Annotated in this window: 15 protein-coding genes; 12 read left to right on the forward strand and 3 right to left on the reverse strand. The window is 38.6% G+C overall.

Features of this window, described 5'->3' with window-relative positions; translation table 11 throughout:
• Positions 1 to 78: 78 nt before the first annotated feature.
• From MWU56_RS01185 to MWU56_RS01200, 4 genes are all read left to right on the forward strand, one after another.
• A complete protein-coding gene (locus MWU56_RS01185; protein WP_247041403.1) occupies positions 79 to 483 on the forward strand; it encodes a hypothetical protein in 405 nt (134 codons plus the stop codon).
• A 77-nt stretch (positions 484 to 560) separates the two neighbouring features.
• Positions 561 to 1001, forward strand: coding sequence for an Hsp20/alpha crystallin family protein (locus tag MWU56_RS01190; protein ID WP_247041405.1), 441 nt, complete (start codon positions 561 to 563; stop codon positions 999 to 1001).
• Positions 1002 to 1052: 51 nt separating this feature from the next.
• Entirely contained in the window at positions 1053 to 1496 is a 444-nt protein-coding gene (locus MWU56_RS01195; protein ID WP_247041408.1) for a hypothetical protein, read from the forward strand.
• A 21-nt stretch (positions 1497 to 1517) separates the two neighbouring features.
• Complete coding sequence (locus MWU56_RS01200) at positions 1518 to 2525, forward strand: 2-hydroxyacid dehydrogenase (RefSeq protein WP_247041410.1); 1008 nt, start codon at positions 1518 to 1520, stop codon at positions 2523 to 2525.
• Here MWU56_RS01200 and cls read toward each other — a convergent pair.
• The 3 genes from cls to MWU56_RS01215 form a co-directional block, all read right to left on the reverse strand.
• A complete protein-coding gene (gene cls / locus MWU56_RS01205) occupies positions 2520 to 3926 on the reverse strand; it encodes a cardiolipin synthase (RefSeq protein WP_247041412.1) in 1407 nt (468 codons plus the stop codon). The two genes, MWU56_RS01200 and cls, sit on opposite strands and share 6 nt — an antisense overlap.
• A gap of 122 nt (positions 3927 to 4048) precedes the next feature.
• On the reverse strand, positions 4049 to 5377 hold the full coding sequence (locus MWU56_RS01210; protein ID WP_247041414.1) for an MBL fold metallo-hydrolase: 1329 nt from the start codon (positions 5375 to 5377) through the stop codon (positions 4049 to 4051).
• 54 nt (positions 5378 to 5431) lie between these two features.
• Entirely contained in the window at positions 5432 to 6097 is a 666-nt protein-coding gene (locus tag MWU56_RS01215) for a peroxiredoxin (RefSeq protein ID WP_247041418.1), read from the reverse strand.
• Between the two features lie 472 nt (positions 6098 to 6569).
• Between MWU56_RS01215 and MWU56_RS01220 the strand changes: the two genes are divergently transcribed.
• The 8 genes from MWU56_RS01220 to MWU56_RS01255 all read left to right on the forward strand — a co-directional run bounded on the left by MWU56_RS01220 (position 6570) and on the right by MWU56_RS01255 (position 17428).
• Positions 6570 to 8210 carry a TldD/PmbA family protein gene (locus MWU56_RS01220; protein WP_247041419.1) on the forward strand — a complete coding sequence of 547 codons (1641 nt, stop codon included), beginning with the start codon at positions 6570 to 6572 and terminating at the stop codon, positions 8208 to 8210.
• 27 nt (positions 8211 to 8237) lie between these two features.
• Positions 8238 to 9554, forward strand: a complete 1317-nt coding sequence (locus MWU56_RS01225; RefSeq protein ID WP_247041420.1) for a TldD/PmbA family protein — start codon at positions 8238 to 8240, stop codon at positions 9552 to 9554.
• A gap of 89 nt (positions 9555 to 9643) precedes the next feature.
• On the forward strand, positions 9644 to 10264 hold the full coding sequence (locus MWU56_RS01230; protein ID WP_247043672.1) for a DUF4159 domain-containing protein: 621 nt from the start codon (positions 9644 to 9646) through the stop codon (positions 10262 to 10264).
• A gap of 10 nt (positions 10265 to 10274) precedes the next feature.
• A complete protein-coding gene (locus MWU56_RS01235) occupies positions 10275 to 11279 on the forward strand; it encodes an AAA family ATPase (RefSeq protein ID WP_247041421.1) in 1005 nt (334 codons plus the stop codon).
• A complete protein-coding gene (locus MWU56_RS01240; RefSeq protein ID WP_247041426.1) occupies positions 11279 to 12178 on the forward strand; it encodes a DUF58 domain-containing protein in 900 nt (299 codons plus the stop codon). The genes MWU56_RS01235 and MWU56_RS01240 overlap by 1 nt, the downstream gene beginning before the upstream one ends.
• On the forward strand, positions 12179 to 13450 hold the full coding sequence (locus MWU56_RS01245; RefSeq protein ID WP_247041428.1) for a BatA domain-containing protein: 1272 nt from the start codon (positions 12179 to 12181) through the stop codon (positions 13448 to 13450).
• Positions 13447 to 15681 (forward strand): tryptophan-rich sensory protein, encoded by a 2235-nt coding sequence (locus tag MWU56_RS01250; RefSeq protein WP_247041429.1) that lies wholly within the window; start codon positions 13447 to 13449, stop codon positions 15679 to 15681. Before MWU56_RS01245 ends, MWU56_RS01250 begins: the two co-directional genes overlap by 4 nt.
• 13 nt (positions 15682 to 15694) lie before the next feature.
• Positions 15695 to 17428, forward strand: coding sequence for a hypothetical protein (locus MWU56_RS01255; RefSeq protein WP_247041431.1), 1734 nt, complete (start codon positions 15695 to 15697; stop codon positions 17426 to 17428).
• Positions 17429 to 17457 lie beyond the last annotated feature (29 nt).

A 17457-nucleotide genomic window follows, 5' to 3' on the forward strand; every position in this document is an offset into this window, starting at 1 on the left:
ACAAAGTGATTTAGGTCATTTTTTTACAGCCGACCAAACCTTACATTCGTTTACAATTCGGAACAAAGAAGCCTAGTGATGGTAAGGGAAAAACAAATAGAGGTAATGCATGATAATCTGCAAAATTGGAAATCCTATTTGCAGTTTATAGGGGATGAAATGATCTTTATCCAAAGGTTGTTGAACTCTTATGTTTTTGAGCCAAGAACACCTCATTTGTTTGAACGCTTGGAAGTATTCAAACAACACTTTGATGCTTCAAAAAGGAATAGAACAGCATTATTGCAATCCATTAAAACCCATGAAAATGGGCTTGCAGGAATTTTTGAATGCGTACAAGATGATTGCGATAATCATTACTACGAAAAGCACCAAGGCCTCAAGAATAATATTACAGACTATATACAGACTTACATAGGCCTTAAAAAGGATGTCTACAATTACGCAGGCTCTGTGCTAAAAATGAAGAAGCCATTGTACTGACTCGGCTGTGTTTATTATTAATTAATACAGTCTATGTTCAGTTGAATCATATTCATTAATTAATAAATTTAGTAGTTATGTCACTCGTAAAATTAGATGGAAAACGATTTCCTTGGAATGAGAACCTGATTGATTTTTTCAATCGAGAAGCGTTTGTTGATGAAGATTTTTTCAATTTAGAAAAAACCCACCCTTCTATGAACGTTAAAGAACACAAAGATGATTTTGAAATTGAATTTGCCGCACCCGGGTTTGAGAAAAAAGATTTCGAAATCACTATAAAAGATGATGTCTTGGAGGTTTCTGCCAAAAAAAGTAACAAAGAAACCAAAGAAGATGAAAATTTCACACGAAGGGAATTCAACTACAACGCATTTACACGAACCTTGCAGTTGCCTGCTACTGTGGACCAATCAAAAGAGGTCAAGGCAGTTTATGAAAACGGTATTCTTAAGTTAAATGTTCTGAAAATGGAAGAAGCTAAGAAAGACCTAAAAAAAGTTATCAAGGTATTATAATTGAAATTTGCGGCAGATGTTTGCTCATCTGCCGCTAAAAGTAGTTTAGCAATGGAAACAAAAGCAAACAAAAGAAAATTTAGAGAGTGGTTCAGTGCAGATGAGTTGCACGAAGAATCCAAACAATGGTTCTCAGAACTACAATTCGCCAAAGATGAACAAAAGTTTCTCAACAATATGGTCAAGGACTATACATTGGATATTATAGATTCTGATATGTTCAAAACCGTTCAACCTGTGGTGGAATCGTTGAACAATTCAGAAAAAGACTTGGTAAACCTTTCGAAAAAAGTCCAATTGCACGAGAATCAGCTACAAATAATGCTGGATGATGTTAACCAAGATAAAATGGAAGCAGCATATTTGGACACACACAACGATTTGGCCATGGAAGTATCCGACTACTTTGTAAAGTATAAGGAAGCCAAAACCATGATATTTAATATCGTATCCAATGTGATAAAACGCAAAAAGCAGAAGAGATTATTGAACTAAGATTATTGAGAAATAAAAAATATGAAAGTACTCGTATATAGTGCCAAGGATTTTGAGATAAGAAACTTAAAAAAAATGAACGGCAACAAACATAATATAAAATTTGTGCCGGATACCCTTAATGCTACAACAGCCGTAATGGCCGCTGGATACGATGCTATTTCTATTTTTTCAAATGACGATGCGTCCTTAGTTGTATTGGAGATACTCTGGGAATTAGGCGTAAAATATATAACCCTTAGATCTACCGGTTACAACAACGTAAGTGTTAAGTCGGCCAAGCGTATTGGCCTAAAAGTGGCCTATGCGCCCGAATACTCTCCCAACGCTATTGCAGAACATACAGTGGAGTTAATTTTGGCCCTAAACCGTAAATTGATTAAAGCCAACACCCAAGTCAACCAATATAATTTTTTATTGGATGATTTGGTGGGCTTTGATATGAAAGGAAAAACCGTAGGTATATTTGGAACTGGGAGAATAGGATCAATATTGGTGAGGATACTCCATGCTTTTGGATGCAAGATGTTGGCCACTGATATAAAAAGAGATCAATACTTGGAACACCATTACGATTTGGAGTATGTTCCTTTGGAAGAGTTATGCAAAAGATCGGATATAATTAGTATAAATACACCACTTAACTACGAGACTCATCATTGCTTTCGTGAACCATTATTTTTGACAATGAAGAAAGGTGCGTTGTTGGTTAATACGGCCAGGGGTGGAATTGTAAAAACCGAAGATGTAATTAGTGCATTAAACAATGGAAGCCTCGGAGGTTATGCCACCGATGTTTACGAACATGAAAGAGGTATTTTTTTTAAAGATCATGGTAAAACAGGGTTAAAAGATGAGCTACTCAAAGAATTGATTGCCCAGCCCAATGTACTTTTAACGCCCCACCAAGCATTTGCCACAAACGAAGCACTAGAAAGAATTTCGGAGATTACCATTTATAATCTTGATTGTTGGGAGGAGGGCAAGAACTGCCCAAATGAATTGGGCTTTGAGAGCATGACTTTATAACAATGGACTTAGAAGCTTAGCAAGGCCTTCGAGCAATTTTTTAATCCACGGTCTTTCCTTATATTTTTTATAATCTAAGAGTACTTTGGATTTTTTACAATCTTTCAAGAAGTCCGTTTTCATTTGTTTGCAAAGAGAGGCATTATATACAAAAACTTGTGCTTCATAATTTTGCTGCAGGCTTCTATTATCCAGATTGGCCGTTCCAATACTGGCAATTTCATCGTCACATAACATTACTTTACTATGTAAAAACCCATCAGCATACAAGTATATTTTGATACCGGCTTTAAGATACGATTCAAAATATGCTCTAACGCACCAATCCACAAGCTTAATATCTGTGCTGGAAGACATTAGAATCCGTACATCCACCCCACTTAAGGCAGCGGTCATAAGAGCCTGTAGTATAGCATGATTTGGAATTATGTAAGGATTTACAATGTATAAATATTTTTCAGCACTATTAATAATCGAAAAATAGACTTGTTCCATTACGTCAAAATCATCATCTGGACCACTGGGAACAATTTGGAGCGAAGACCCTTTATTGGGAACACCATAAGTTTTGAACTGCAATAGGTCTACTTTTTTTCCACTGGCCAGATGCCAATCGGTCACAAATGTCCGGTTCAAAAAAACAACCGCTTCACCTTCAATTTTTAAATGCGTGTCGTGCCATTTGCCAAGTGATGGATCCCCTTTTAAATATTTGTCCGAAATATTGATGCCACCTGTAAATCCTACTTTATTATCGATTACAATAATTTTTCTGTGGTTTCTATAGTTTAATGCAGAAAGAAACCTACCAAACTTATAAGGAAGGAACTGGGCTGTTTCTACCCCGATATTTTTAAGTTTTTTGAGGTATTTTTTACTTAGGGAGTAGCTGCCGATACCATCGTAGAGGAGTCGAATGGTTACATTTTCAGCAATTTTGCGTTCAAAAACTTCCAATAGCTTATCAGCCAAGACTCCGTCTTCAAAAATGTAGTATTGTAAGTGTATGTGCTCTTGTGCATCTTCCAGTGCCCTGAAAATACTTACAAAGGTGTTTTTACCATCTTTTAACAATTCCAAATCATTATTGCAGGTAACTGGACACTCTACGGTTTTGGTAATCAGCGAAGTAATTTTGAGTTTGCTGGTGGAAATTTCGGGGTTACAAATTGTATCATCGAGTTGAACAATTGGGCCATACTCGTTTTTAAGCGAAAACATTTTGCTTTTTCTTCTGTTTCGACCAAACAATACATATAAGAGGACACCTGCCACGGGGATGGTAAAGATTGCCAATAGCCATGCCAATGTTTTGCTTGGTCTTACCCCGTTCAACAACAAGCTTATAACCATTAGTAAGGCGATGACTATGTAAAGCGAGATGAGAATGGGAACGAGCATCTATTTTTTGATACTTATTGAAATCTAATCACAAGGTAGTAAATCTATTTTTGTTGGCTCGTTGGTTAGTATCATTTAATTAATCTAGCATAATATACCTTTATTTTAAAATGAATATAGTTTTACATAAAATCTTTGACATTTTCACCAAGGTCGAAGACTTGTACATTTTTATTGTTCCCTTCAACGATACTGCTACCTGCCGAACTTCGGTATCCGCCTGCACAGTGAACAATTATAGGTTTTTCAATTGGGATTTTATCCAAAGAAGCCCTTAGCTCATTCAAAGGTACCGTCATTGCATTATCAAAAAATTTACCTTCTTCAAGCTCACTTTGGTTACGGATATCCACAATGGTATAATTGTCCGGGTGGCTCTTAAAATCAGCTAAATCGAGTTTATCACTTTCCACAACCAAGGACTCATCCAATGTCAATACAGATTTCACTTGTTTCTCATATCCGATTTTGGCAACCCTTCCCAATACTTCTTCCATATCACCGGGTTTGTCAATAACCAAACTAAAAGGTTCTTCTGGATTTACAATGGCCCCCAGCCATGTTTCAAACTTGGAGTCTTCAGAAACTGCCATAATGTTGATGCTTCCGGGTAGATGGCCTTTTTTAAAATCGATATCATTCCTTACATCTATAATTAGACCATCAGTACTAGCATGTAATCGTAAGGGTATGTTTGCTACGGAAGTTCGTAGGTTTTCGGCCCCTTTTCGGTTAGTGTCCACATCAAATCCAAAATAGGAAGGGATAAAAGGTTGACTGTCCAATAGGGTATGTATAAATGCTTCTTTTGATTGTGGTTTAAAGGCCCAGTTTCCCATTCTTTCGTTGCCCAAAGTGCTGCTATTGTCGGAACTTAAATTTTTTCCACATAGCGAACCAGCTCCATGTGCGGGGTATATTAAAGCACCATCAGGTAAATTCTTGAATTTATTTCGGATGGTATCGTACATCATTTCAGCCAGTTCTTGACGTTTTGCGGTCATATTCCCCGCTTTTTCACGTAAATCGGGTCGTCCAACATCTCCAATAAAAAGGGTGTCACCTGTAAACAGTGCTGTTTTTCCATCTTTTTCCGCAACAATTGTTATACTGTCCGGAGAGTGTCCGGGAGTATTTAATGCAGAGACTTTAATGTCACCGATCATTATACTTTGGCCTTCATCGAAAGGGGCATGGTCATAGTCGGCACCCAACATTTTGCTGTGGTATATCGATGCACCGGTTTCATTGTGTATTTGCAGGTGTGAGCTCACAAAGTCGGCATGTGGGTGGGTTTCAATGACCGCTACTATCTTGGCCCCGTGTTCCTTTGCAAAGGCATAGTACTGCATGGGGTCCCTCTCAGGATCTATAACGGCCATTTCACCATTATCTACAATGGCGTAGGAGTAGTGGGCCAATGGTTTATATTCAAACTGTTTTATTTCCATAGAATAGGGTTTAAAGGGCACCTTGTTTCAAGATGCCCTAAATTCAATATAGGTTTAGATTTCTTTCTTAGCAAGATACCAATCTACTTTTTCAAGGGAATCGTCCTCAATTCTTTCATTGAGTTCATCCAAAGTCTTGGGGGGAGAGACTATCACTTTATCACCTTTTTTCCAATCCAATGGCATGGCCACTTTGTACTTGTCCGAAGTTTGAAGGGCTTCCAATGCTCTCAGTATTTCATCCATGTTTCTACCGACATTTAAGGGATAGTACATAATCAATCGGATTTTTTTGGAAGGATCAATAAAGAACACGGCCCTCACTGCTGCAGTCTCACTTTCATTGGGTTGTAGCATACCGTACAGCTTGGATACTTTCATGTCCAAATCCGCTATAATCGGGAAATCGAAGTATACCCCGGTATTTTCCCTAACATTTTGTACCCAACCCAGGTGGGCATGGATACTGTCAATGCTCAATCCCAACAATTCAGTATTCATCGCTTCAAATTCACTTTTCCTTTGTGCAAACCCACTCATTTCCGTAGTACATACCGGAGTAAAATCAGCAGGATGTGAGAACATTACAGTCCATTTGTCCTTAGCAAATTCTGAAAATTTTATTTTTCCCTTGGTGGTAACAGCTTCAAAATCTGGAGCGATGTCCCCAATTCTTGGCATTGGATTTACGGTTGCGGTCTCTAAATTAGAACTTTCCATAGTGCTATAAATTATATTTATTATTATTTATTTAATGATAAAATTAACTTATATTTCTAGGATCGACAGTAACGTAAGTTACATATTACAGTATTAATAGATGGATAAAGAGCTTGATATACTACTGCAATTTTTTCAGTCCATTCCTTCAATTATGGATTTGCTACCAGCGTCGCTATGTTCTTTATGTTTAGCTTCTTGTTTAATTAAACTACTTATAACCATACATATTTAATGTGCCACAATGAGGCGTGTAAAAATGGCATAAAAAAATATTAGACTTCTGTATGGATAAGTCATCGTTTCTTTAAGAAGTAGTTAAATAAATACATGTTTTATTGATTTTAAGTTAATATTAACATAAAGCTAGAATAGCACTACTTAAATTTAAGACCTACACATTTTGCACAGACAATTGTAATAAAATAACTACAGATTAATTAACTGAAAACTAAAATCAAATAACTAACATATGAAAAGAAGAGATTTTGTACAGTACGCTGGTATGGGTGCAGGAGCAATGATGATGCCCTCCCTTCTTATGGGGAACAATATCCCTGCAGAAGCTTTGCTCGAGCCGGGTATGGATACCGTACTTAAAAAGAAAATGGCCGATGTTGCGCTCAATACGGCGAAATCTATGGGAGCCACTTATGCAGATGCTAGAATCGGAAGATATTTGAACCAATATGTCTTTACAAGGGAAGATAAGGTCCAGAATGTGGTGAATACCGAATCATTTGGAATAGGTATCAGGGTTATAGCCAATGGTACTTGGGGATTTTCCTCTACGAATGATGTAACGGAGGATGGTATTAAAAAGGCAACACAGCACGCCATAGCTATTGCCAAGGCCAATTCAAAAATTCAAAAAGAACCAGTAGTGCTTGCTCCAGTTGAAGCTTATGGTGAAGTTTCTTGGAAGACCCCGATTAAAAAAGACTTTAAGGAAGTTCCTGTTTCTGAAAAAGTAGATTTGCTTTTAAATGCGAACTCGGCAGCTATGGAAAATGGCGCCAACTTTGTGAATTCGGCACTCTTTATGGTGAATGAACAAAAATACTTTGCTTCCACCGATGGATCTTACATAGATCAAGATGTGCACCGTATTTGGCCAACCTTTAATGTCACTGCAATTGACCGTACCGCGGGAAAATTTAAGAGCCGACAAGCTTTGAGTGCACCTATGGGTATGGGTTATGAATATATGGACGGTTTGGAGTCGGAAAAACTTTCTGGCCCCGAAGGCATTAAACTGTACAACAGGAGCTATGATATTATAGAAGATGCGACCATGGCAGCAAAACAGGCCAAGCAAAAATTAACTGCTAAATCAGTAGAACCTGGTAAATATGATTTGGTTCTGGAACCAAATCATCTTGGTCTAACCATTCATGAATCCGTGGGACACCCATTAGAATTGGATCGTGTACTTGGTTACGAAGCCAACTACGCTGGAACCAGTTTCGCTACTATGGACAAATGGGAATCTAAAAACTTTAATTATGGTAGCGATATCGTTAATATCGTTGCAGATAAAACCCAAGCTGGTTCTTTAGGTGCGGTAGGTTATGATGATGAAGGTGTGAAGACCAAGAAATGGGATTTAATCAGAAACGGTACTTTGGTCAACTATCAAGCTATCCGGGATCAAGTCCATATGATAGATCAAAACGAATCGCATGGGTGTTGTTATGCCCAGACTTGGGAAGATGTACAGTTCCAGCGTATGCCCAATGTTTCTTTAGAACCAGGTGCTGAGAAGTATTCCTTGCAGGATATGATCAAAGATGTGGACAAAGGTATTTACATTTTGGGTCGTGGTTCGTATTCCATAGACCAACAGCGCTACAATTTCCAGTTCGGAGGAACTTTGTTCTACGAAATTAAGGATGGTGAGATTGTAGGTATGCTGGACGATGTGGCCTATCAGTCCAATACTCAAGAATTTTGGAACTCTTGTGCAAAAATCTGTGATAAGGACGATTATAGGTTATTTGGTTCTTTCTTTGATGGAAAAGGACAACCATCCCAAGTAAGCGCCGTTTCCCATGGAAGTTCCACAACAAGATTTAATGGAATTAATGTAATCAATACAGGTAGGACCATTTAAGGTTTATTCAAATTAAATAATAAGACAATGGCTATATATACAAAAGAAGAAGCAAAAAAGATTTTGGAAAAAGCACTGAGTTTTTCCAAGGCCGATGCCTGCGAAATAAACCTTAGTGGAAATAACAGCGGAAATATCAGGTACGCGAGAAATACCGTCTCCACAGCCGGTTATAGATCAACCCAAAGTTTGGTGGTACAATCCAGCTTTGGAAAAAAAGTAGGTACCGCTACTATTGATGAGTTTGATGACGCTTCATTGGAAAAAGTGGTGAGAAGAGCAGAAGAACTAGCTCAGTTATCTCCGGAAAACCCTGAGTTTATGCCACCTTTGGGTCCACAAACCTATGATGAGGCAATCACTTATAAAGAATCTACCGCAAATGTAACGCCGGAGTACCGGGCAGAGGTTGCTAATAAAGGTATTGTTCCCGCAGCTGAAAAAGATGTAACCGCAGCAGGATTCTTGGATGATTCAGTTGAATTTGAGGCTATGATCAACTCCAAAGGTCTGTTCGCATATAATAAATCTACCAATGTAGATTTTACCGTAACCATGCGTACCAATGATGGTACAGGGTCTGGTTGGGTGACTAGGGATTTTAATGACATTTCCAAGTTCGATGCAGCAGAAGCATCCAATGTCGCAATTGACAAAGCTGTGATGTCCAGAGAAGCTCGCGCTATTGAACCTGGAAAATATACGGTGATTTTAGAACCAGCTGCATCAGCCGACTTATTACGAAACATGTTCCGTTCATTGGATGCAAGATCTGCAGATGAAGGACGTAGTTTTATGTCGGCCAAAGATGGTGGCAATAAAATTGGACAGAAAATAGTTGACGAACGCGTAAACATATGGTCCGACCCATTGCATCCAGATGTTCCAACATCGACATGGAATGGCGAAGGTATGCCCTTAAAGAAAACCAACTGGATAGAAAATGGAGTAGTTAAAAATTTGACTTATAGTCGTTTTTGGGGGTCCCAAAAAGGTGTAGATCCAGTTCCTTTTCCAGGCAATGCCATTATGGCCGGGGGAGATGAAAGCCTAGAGGATATGATAAAAGGCACCAAGAAAGGTATATTGGTAACCCGTTTTTGGTATATAAGAAGTGTAGATCCTCAAACCTTACTATATACTGGTTTGACACGAGATGGAACGTTTTATATTGAAAATGGAAGAATTGCCTTCCCGGTGAAGAACTTTAGATTCAATGAGAGCCCGATTATTATGCTTAATAATTTGGAATCTCTTGGAAAGCAAGTTCGTGTCAACGGAAACTTAATACCCTATATGAAGATTCGTGACTTTACGTTCACAAGTCTTTCAGACGCGGTTTAAAAACAAGAATTGAAACAAACTGGTGGTCAGGACATTCTTGATCGCCAGTTTTTATTTTGGCAATTATTTAGCCTACGACCCAAATGATATTGGATAACGAATTCTTTTTTACCCGGTTACAGTACGAATCAGGAGATTGGGATGTGGATCAGCGAATGCCCTCCAATCTATTGAATTCACTGGTTGAGTACACTACTTTAAAAGTGGATACACAGGAGAAGATTATTTCCTTGGCCAGCGATGATATTTTTAAAAGTCCGTTCTGCTATATATCTGGACATAAATTGGTCCAGTTTACCAAAAAGGAGCGCGAAAATTTTGAAAAATATGTTCGCAATGGCGGGTTTGTTTTTGCCGACGATTGTAACCACGATATTGATGGATTGTTTGCCAAATCATTTGAACGTCAAATGGAAGAAATATTTGGCCCGGGTGAACTCCAGAAAATTCCCAATAACCATGAGATCTATACTATTTTCTTTGAGTTTGATGATGGTCCGCCCACCACTTCACAGGAGTTGAATGGTTGGGGCGATGATCTTGTACATGATTACCTCAAAGCCATAGTGATAGATGGTAGAATTGGAGTGCTCTATAGCAATAAGGATTATGGGTGCGAATGGGATTATGATTTTAGGAACAAACGCTGGTACAAAATAGATAATACCCGATTTGGAGTCAATATTGTGTTATATGCTTTAACCTCATAACAATACTAATTTGGATAAAAAATTACAACAAATTGCAAGTGAAGTAGAAGGGCTTTCTGAAAAATTGGAAGCTCTTAAAAAAGAAATTGGCAAAGTGATCATAGGGCAGGAAGATACCGTTTCCCAATTGTTGATCACTTTTCTTGCAGGTGGACACGCCTTACTGGAGGGTGTTCCCGGTCTTGCTAAAACTTTGATGATTCGAACGCTCTCCAATGCGATTGATTTAAAATTCAAACGCATACAGTTTACGCCCGATTTAATGCCGTCCGATATCATTGGAACCGAAATTTTGGAAGAAGATCATACCACGGGCAAAAAATTCTTCAAGTTTAATAAAGGACCTATTTTTTCCAATATTATTTTGGCGGATGAAATCAATAGAACGCCTCCGAAAACACAGGCGGCACTATTGGAGGCCATGCAGGAATTCGAGGTGACCTACGGAGACAAAACCTATGCACTTGACAAACCCTTCTTTATTCTTGCCACCCAAAACCCCATTGAACAATCTGGAACCTTTGTTTTGCCAGAAGCACAGCAGGATAGGTTTTTGCTTTACATTAAAATAGGGTACCCCACCGAAGCAGAGGAAACGCAAATTTTAAAGGCCACTACGGGAACCAAAAAGACCAAATTGAATAAAGTATTGTCAGGAGAAGACATTGTACGTTTACAACAACTGGTTAGAGAAGTGTCCATTAGTGATGGATTGATCCAATATGTGAGCGATGTTGTACGTGCCACCCGTCCAGACACCACTTCGGTGGAATATGTTAAAAAATGGGTGGATTGGGGTGCAGGCCCACGTGCGGGACAGGCGATGATCCTGACCGCAAAAGCAAATGCCCTTTTGGAGGGAAGATTGGCCGTAACCTTGCAAGATATACAAACCGTAGCCTTACCGGTTTTGCGACATAGAGTGCTTGTAAACTTCAGGGCCGATGCAGAGGAAATCACTTCGGATAAAGTCACGGAAGAAATTCTGAAAGCAGTCCAATTAAAGGATAAATAATGGGTGCAAAGGACTACCACGACCTTTTAAAACCCGAAGTCATCAATACCGTATCGGGTCTTAGCCTGATTTCGCGTATTGTGGTGGAAGGATACATTTCCGGTTTACATCGGAGCAAAAGCGTGGGCCCTGGAATGGAATTCAGTCAATACCGAGGTTATGAACCAGGGGATGACCTGAGATTGCTCGATTGGAAAATGTTGGCCCGATCAGGTCGTTATTACATCAAACAATCCGAAATGGAAAGTCACGTCACAGTCAAGTTTATTGTGGATGCCAGTGCTTCCATGGAACATGAAGAGAACGGGATATCCAAATTGGAATTTGCAAGGGTCATGGTAGCTTGTTTGTCTCATATGGCTCAAAAACAAGGGGATTCCGTTGGGCTTTTTGCCCTTAACGAAGACGATTTTGTAAGCATTTACCCCAAAGCTGACCAAAAACACTTTAACCGTTTATTGTTGGAGTTGTTAAAAATTTCCACCAAAGGTAAGTGGCCCGAACTCTCTATTGCATCGCGAAGGATACACAATAGGGGCGAAAAGGAACTGGTGTTTTTTCTGACCGATATGTACGAGGATGTTTCCGAGCTTTCCGACTTTGTCAAAAACTTGAAAACGGCAAATAATGAGGTTGTCGTGACTCAAATCATGACCGGCAGCGAAATGGATTTTGATTACAAAAAGTCCGTCACTTTTGAAGATTTGGAGACAGGTACAAAAATAAAAGTTGATGTGAACAAGGCCAAAACGGCCTATTTAAAAGCATTGGACAAAAAAGTAAGCCAAACCAAAGAACAATTGTTATCCCAAGGTATACATTACCATCTATTTAGAATGGATGATAACTTGGGTAATGCCTTACAACTTTTTTTAAAAGAACGAATACGATTACTATAAATGGTTTTTGCAAATCCTACATATCTCTGGGCACTTTTGGGACTTTTAGTTCCCTTGGCCATTCATTTATGGAGTAAAAAGGAGGCAAAGACCATAAAAATAGGAAGTATTCAATTATTGGATGATTCCAATTCACGGCAATCCAGTAGCATACAATTGAATGAATGGTTGCTGCTATTGCTTAGAATGTTGATTGTGGCTTTGGTTGTTTTGTTGCTGGCAGGCCCTTATTGGCGAACCAAGGGCAATGAGAAACAAATTACCTATCTCGTGGAAGCTTCTATTGCCAATGAAAGATCTATCAGTACCATTTTAGATAGCATACAAGAAAATTCGCCAGTTTTTTTATTGAAAAATGGTTTTCCCAAATGGGATGACAATATGGATTATCAAGGAGATAATGAACAGCCGAACTATTGGCAATTGGTCCAAAAAATGGACTCATTGCAATCGGACAGTATCGTCATATTTACAAAAGCCTTGGTCAAAGGCATAAAGTCGATGCGACCAAATACTCAAAAAAAAATTCATTGGGTTGTCATGGATTCTGAGGAAACACAAGACCGTCCCTTAATGGCCTTTACCAAGGAATCAGTGGTTGAACTGATTACATTATCAAGTAACGGTACAGTAACTAAAATCAATAAAAAAGAATTGGAAGAAGGCTTTAATATTAGTGGCGACAGCCTTCAATTACTATCTGGAGAACAACAAACAGTTCCTTTAAAAACATTTGATACAATTCATGTCAATTTGGAAGCGGAAGATGATTTTGAATGGGAAGAAAAATACATCGAAGCATCATTTAGGGCGCTATCATCATTTCTAAATCGCGATATTGTTATTTACAAAGAAGGTGACTCCATATATAAAGGAGCTCATTTAAATATTAGGTTGAGCAATGAAGCTTTAAATGATCTTGAAGGAAAATGGTTGGTCTATCAAAATAACCCATTGGCAACACAATTGATTGAGCCTGGGCCTACAAAAAATGTATTTTACCTAACCACAAGATTAAATCCAAAAAATACGGTAGATCAACATTTAACCGAACAGTTGCTCAACATTCTAGATTTGGAAAACAATTTAAAAACTATGGTGACGAATGTAGATGCCAGACAATTGGATGAGGTAGAACTCAAACCAAATTATGTAGCACCAGAGAGAAAAAAGGAAAGAGCAACTTTGCTGAACATTTCACTTTGGATATTCTACACCCTCGCTATACTGATGATTATTGAACGCATGGTGGCAAACTATAAAAAACAATGATCGGAGCAGGAGCAATAAAGCAATTTAAGAAACGATGGCAGTACTCCAAATATTTGGAATGTCTGCTATACGCTGTTGGGTTTGGTGGTTTTGTCTACGTATTGAGCCATAGTATCCTTTTTGCATTGTTAGGTTTGATCCTAACCATTGGGATAGCCTTGTGGATTCTAAAACCATGGAAGATACGTTCGGAAAATGCTGTTCATTATATTGATGCCCACCTCCCTCAAGCCGGATTTAGCAGTGGACTTTTGTTGTCGCCGGCCAATGAGCTTTCCGATCTGTCAAAATTACAGCAATATCGTGTGGCATCGCAGTTGGAACCAGTTTTGTCCAAATTGAGACCGCCCCACAATTTGTTCAAAGCGGCACTTGTTATGTTTGGTCTCATACTTTTTGGAATAGCTGGCAGCTTTATACTTGCCAAGTTTGGAAATTTAACGGAGAGAGGTTCATCAAATAAGGAGCAAATCTCTTTTGCACCAATAGATAGTATTGCCACCGCCGCTAAGATTCCTGAATTGCTTCAGACCAGCATCACCATTCAATACCCGGGATATACTGGAAAAGACCCTATTACCACCTCTGTTGCAAATATAAAGGCAGTGGAGGGTTCACGAATTACTTGGAACCTTGTATTTGATGGTAATGTAGATGAAGTAGAGATGGATCTTATGGGCGAGAAGATTAGTTTTAAGAAATTCCAAGATACCTATCGGTTGACCAAAATGCTGACAGCATCGGGCTTTTATAGCTTTACCTTCAAAGATTTTGATGGGAACGCATATGTTAGCGACCTGTATTCATTGGAAATGGTTAACGATAATCCTCCAATCGTTGAAATTGAAGGGCTGGACAACTACAGTTATTTTGAGTTTGATGATGATAAAAGATTAATGTTCAATACCAACATCTCCGATGATTTTGGAATTGATGAAGCTTATATTGTTGCGACCGTAAGCAAAGGCTCAGGTGAATCCGTCAAGTTTCGTGAAGAAACCATTCGTTTTGATAAAGCTGTTCCCAAAGGGAATAAACAAATACAGTTACAGCAACCGCTAGATTTGGATGCCTTAAAAATGGATCCGGGAGATGAACTTTATTTTTTTGTGGAAGCACTTGACCTAAAAACACCTTTGCCCAATATAGCAAGGAGCGAAACTTATTTTGCTGTTATCCGTGATACCGTGACTGATGCGTTTGCTGTAGAGGGAAACTTGGGTGTGGATTTAATGCCCGATTATTTTAGAAGCCAGCGACAGTTGATTATCGATACGGAAAAATTGATTGCGGAGCGCCCAAATATTTCCGAAAGCGATTTTAAATCGAGGAGTAATGAACTAGGTTTTGACCAAAAGCAGTTGCGATTAAAATACGGTCAGTTTATGGGTGATGAAGCTGAAATGCAAGCAGCTGCCGGACAGGTTGCACATGAAGAAGAAGGTGGGCACGATCATGAACACGAAGAAAGTGAGGATGACCTATTGGATGAATATAGCCATGAACACGATAGCGAAAATGAACATAATTTGGTGGAAGAGATGAGCGATCATAGCCATGAAAATGATGAAGAGGCAGAGGATCCCTTGCACGATTATGTACACAATCATTCGGACCCCGAAGCATCTACGCTCTTTGAGAAGTCATTGAAAGCAAAGCTTAGGGATGCTTTGAACATTATGTGGGATGCCGAGCTCCATTTACGACTTTACGAGCCAGCTAAATCATTGCCGTACCAATATGATGCCCTTAAAATAATACAGGATATAAAAAATAGTGCCAGAATATATGTGCACCGTATCGGTTTTGATCCTCCCCCCATCAAAGAGGAAAATAGATTGAGTGGGGATGTTAAGGAAATTTCAAACTTTGATAAAAAAGAGGACTTTGATTACCAAATGTCATTTTCTTCAACGAGAGAAGCTGTTGCACGTTTGGAACTATTGATTCAAGACAAAAAAGAGTATGATTCCGAGGACAATGTTCTTTTCGAGGCCGCTGGGAACGAGCTGGCCAAGAAAGCGATTACAGATCCACTTACATACCTAAAAGTGCTTCAAGGACTACGCGATCTTGAAAAAGCGGCTATCAGAACAAAAGAAAATTATGAGTATGTTCAAAAAAACCTCTTGCAAGTACTTCCTCAGGTGGATGAAAACCCGAAGAAAAAAGTCAATTACTATGATAAGATCAATGAATTGTTTTTAAAGGAATTGGACACGTATGAATGATGGAGTTGTATTTATGAACCAGAACCTTTTTTGGCCCATAGTTTTAATAGGGTTGGTATTGTTTGCTGTATTTATCTGGAAAGATTGGACTCAGCAAAAGGACAGAAGTTTTTGGATTAAATCTATAACAATATTTTTGGCCATTTCCTCTTTGGTAATGATTGTGCTAAGACCGAGTACTTTACAAAAAACCATTAACGGAAAGGGAATCGTTTTGACCGAAGGGTATCGTCCCGCTCAGTTAGATAGTCTAAAATCCATTTATAAACGAATACGAACGGAGGAGTATTCCAAGGGAAGAACATTGTCCATTTTAGAAAATGTGGATTCTTTGTTTTTACTGGGCCATGGGGTTGAACCTTTTGATTTGTGGCAATTACAAGATAAATCCATAGCCTTTTTAGGAGGTGAAAAGGTGGAAGGATGGACGGCGATAACCCATGAAAATGAAATACCATTGGGTGGAGTTTTACAATTAAATTCAAGATATTCCAATCCAAAGGAAGGGCACTGGGCCGTTTTAGCTGACAATGGAGGCAATCCATTGGACTCCGTGCTTTTTAAAGGGATTGAAGAAGAACGCATAACATTTAATACCAAACCCAAGTCAAGCGGACAATTTGTGTATAGTCTATTGGAAAAAGATACAGATGCAAATGTCATTTCACAAGAGCCGATTCCTGTTCAAGTTGTAAAAGGAGCGCTTTTGAAAATATTGATGATCAACACATTTCCAACATTTGAATCGAAATACCTCAAGAACTTTCTGACGGAAAGAGGACACGAGGTTTTGGCGCGTACGCAATTGACCAAAGGCAGGTACAAGTTCGAATATTTCAATGGAGCCTCCAACCCCATTTATGGTTTTACCCAGAAAAATTTGAATGCCTATGATTTATTGATTATCGATACAGATACCTATGCTGGTCTCGATAGCGCTTCGAAAGAAATAATGGAGGAAACTATGAAGACGCATGGGCTAGGTGTTTTTGTCCAACCCAATGAAAGATTTTTCAATTTTTCTAAAAAGCAATCACCATTTGGGTTTGATCGAGATTTTGTCACTGAAACCACTATTGGTGAACCAGAACAGCATATACAGAAGTATCCGTTTGAATTTAAGAACACAATCAAAATCCAAGAAGTTTTAGTGGATTCGGTAGAAGTTGCAGCATATGTTCCTATGGAAAAAGGAAAACTGGGAACTACATTGTTACGGAATACCTATCAATTGGTTTTGGAGGGGGATACTGATTTATACGCCAATATTTGGACAAGCATTTTAAATAAAGTTGTAAGGGATTTTGATGCGTTGGCAGACTGGAAGGCTCTGACCACAACCTCAAGGGTAGGGGAGCCATTTAAATTTGAATTGCGTACCTCTTTAAATGATTTTGAAATACACACGGAGGAAGAACACAATATATATATGCTTCAAGATATTTTGCTGTCCAATAAATGGACTGGAACTCAATACCCTCGAAAAACCGGATGGAACCAATTGACGGTATCCAATGACACACTTAGTAAATATTCATATTATGTATTTGATGAAAATCAGCGAAAAGCGATTACACTTTCAAATAGGCTGAAAACAAATAAACGGCAATTTGGAAATAAAAAAGGCTTTACTTCCGTAACATCTGCTTCTCAAAAAGAAATGATTCCTATACCTTCTTTTTGGTTTTTTATCCTACTTATTTTGTGTTTAGGTTGGTTGTGGTTGGAGCCAAAATTGGTCGGGTGATTTATGCTTGATTTACACTATATGCAACT

It is taken from the genome of Allomuricauda sp. F6463D, from assembly GCF_023015965.1.
Classification (GTDB): Bacteria; Bacteroidota; Bacteroidia; order Flavobacteriales; family Flavobacteriaceae; genus Flagellimonas.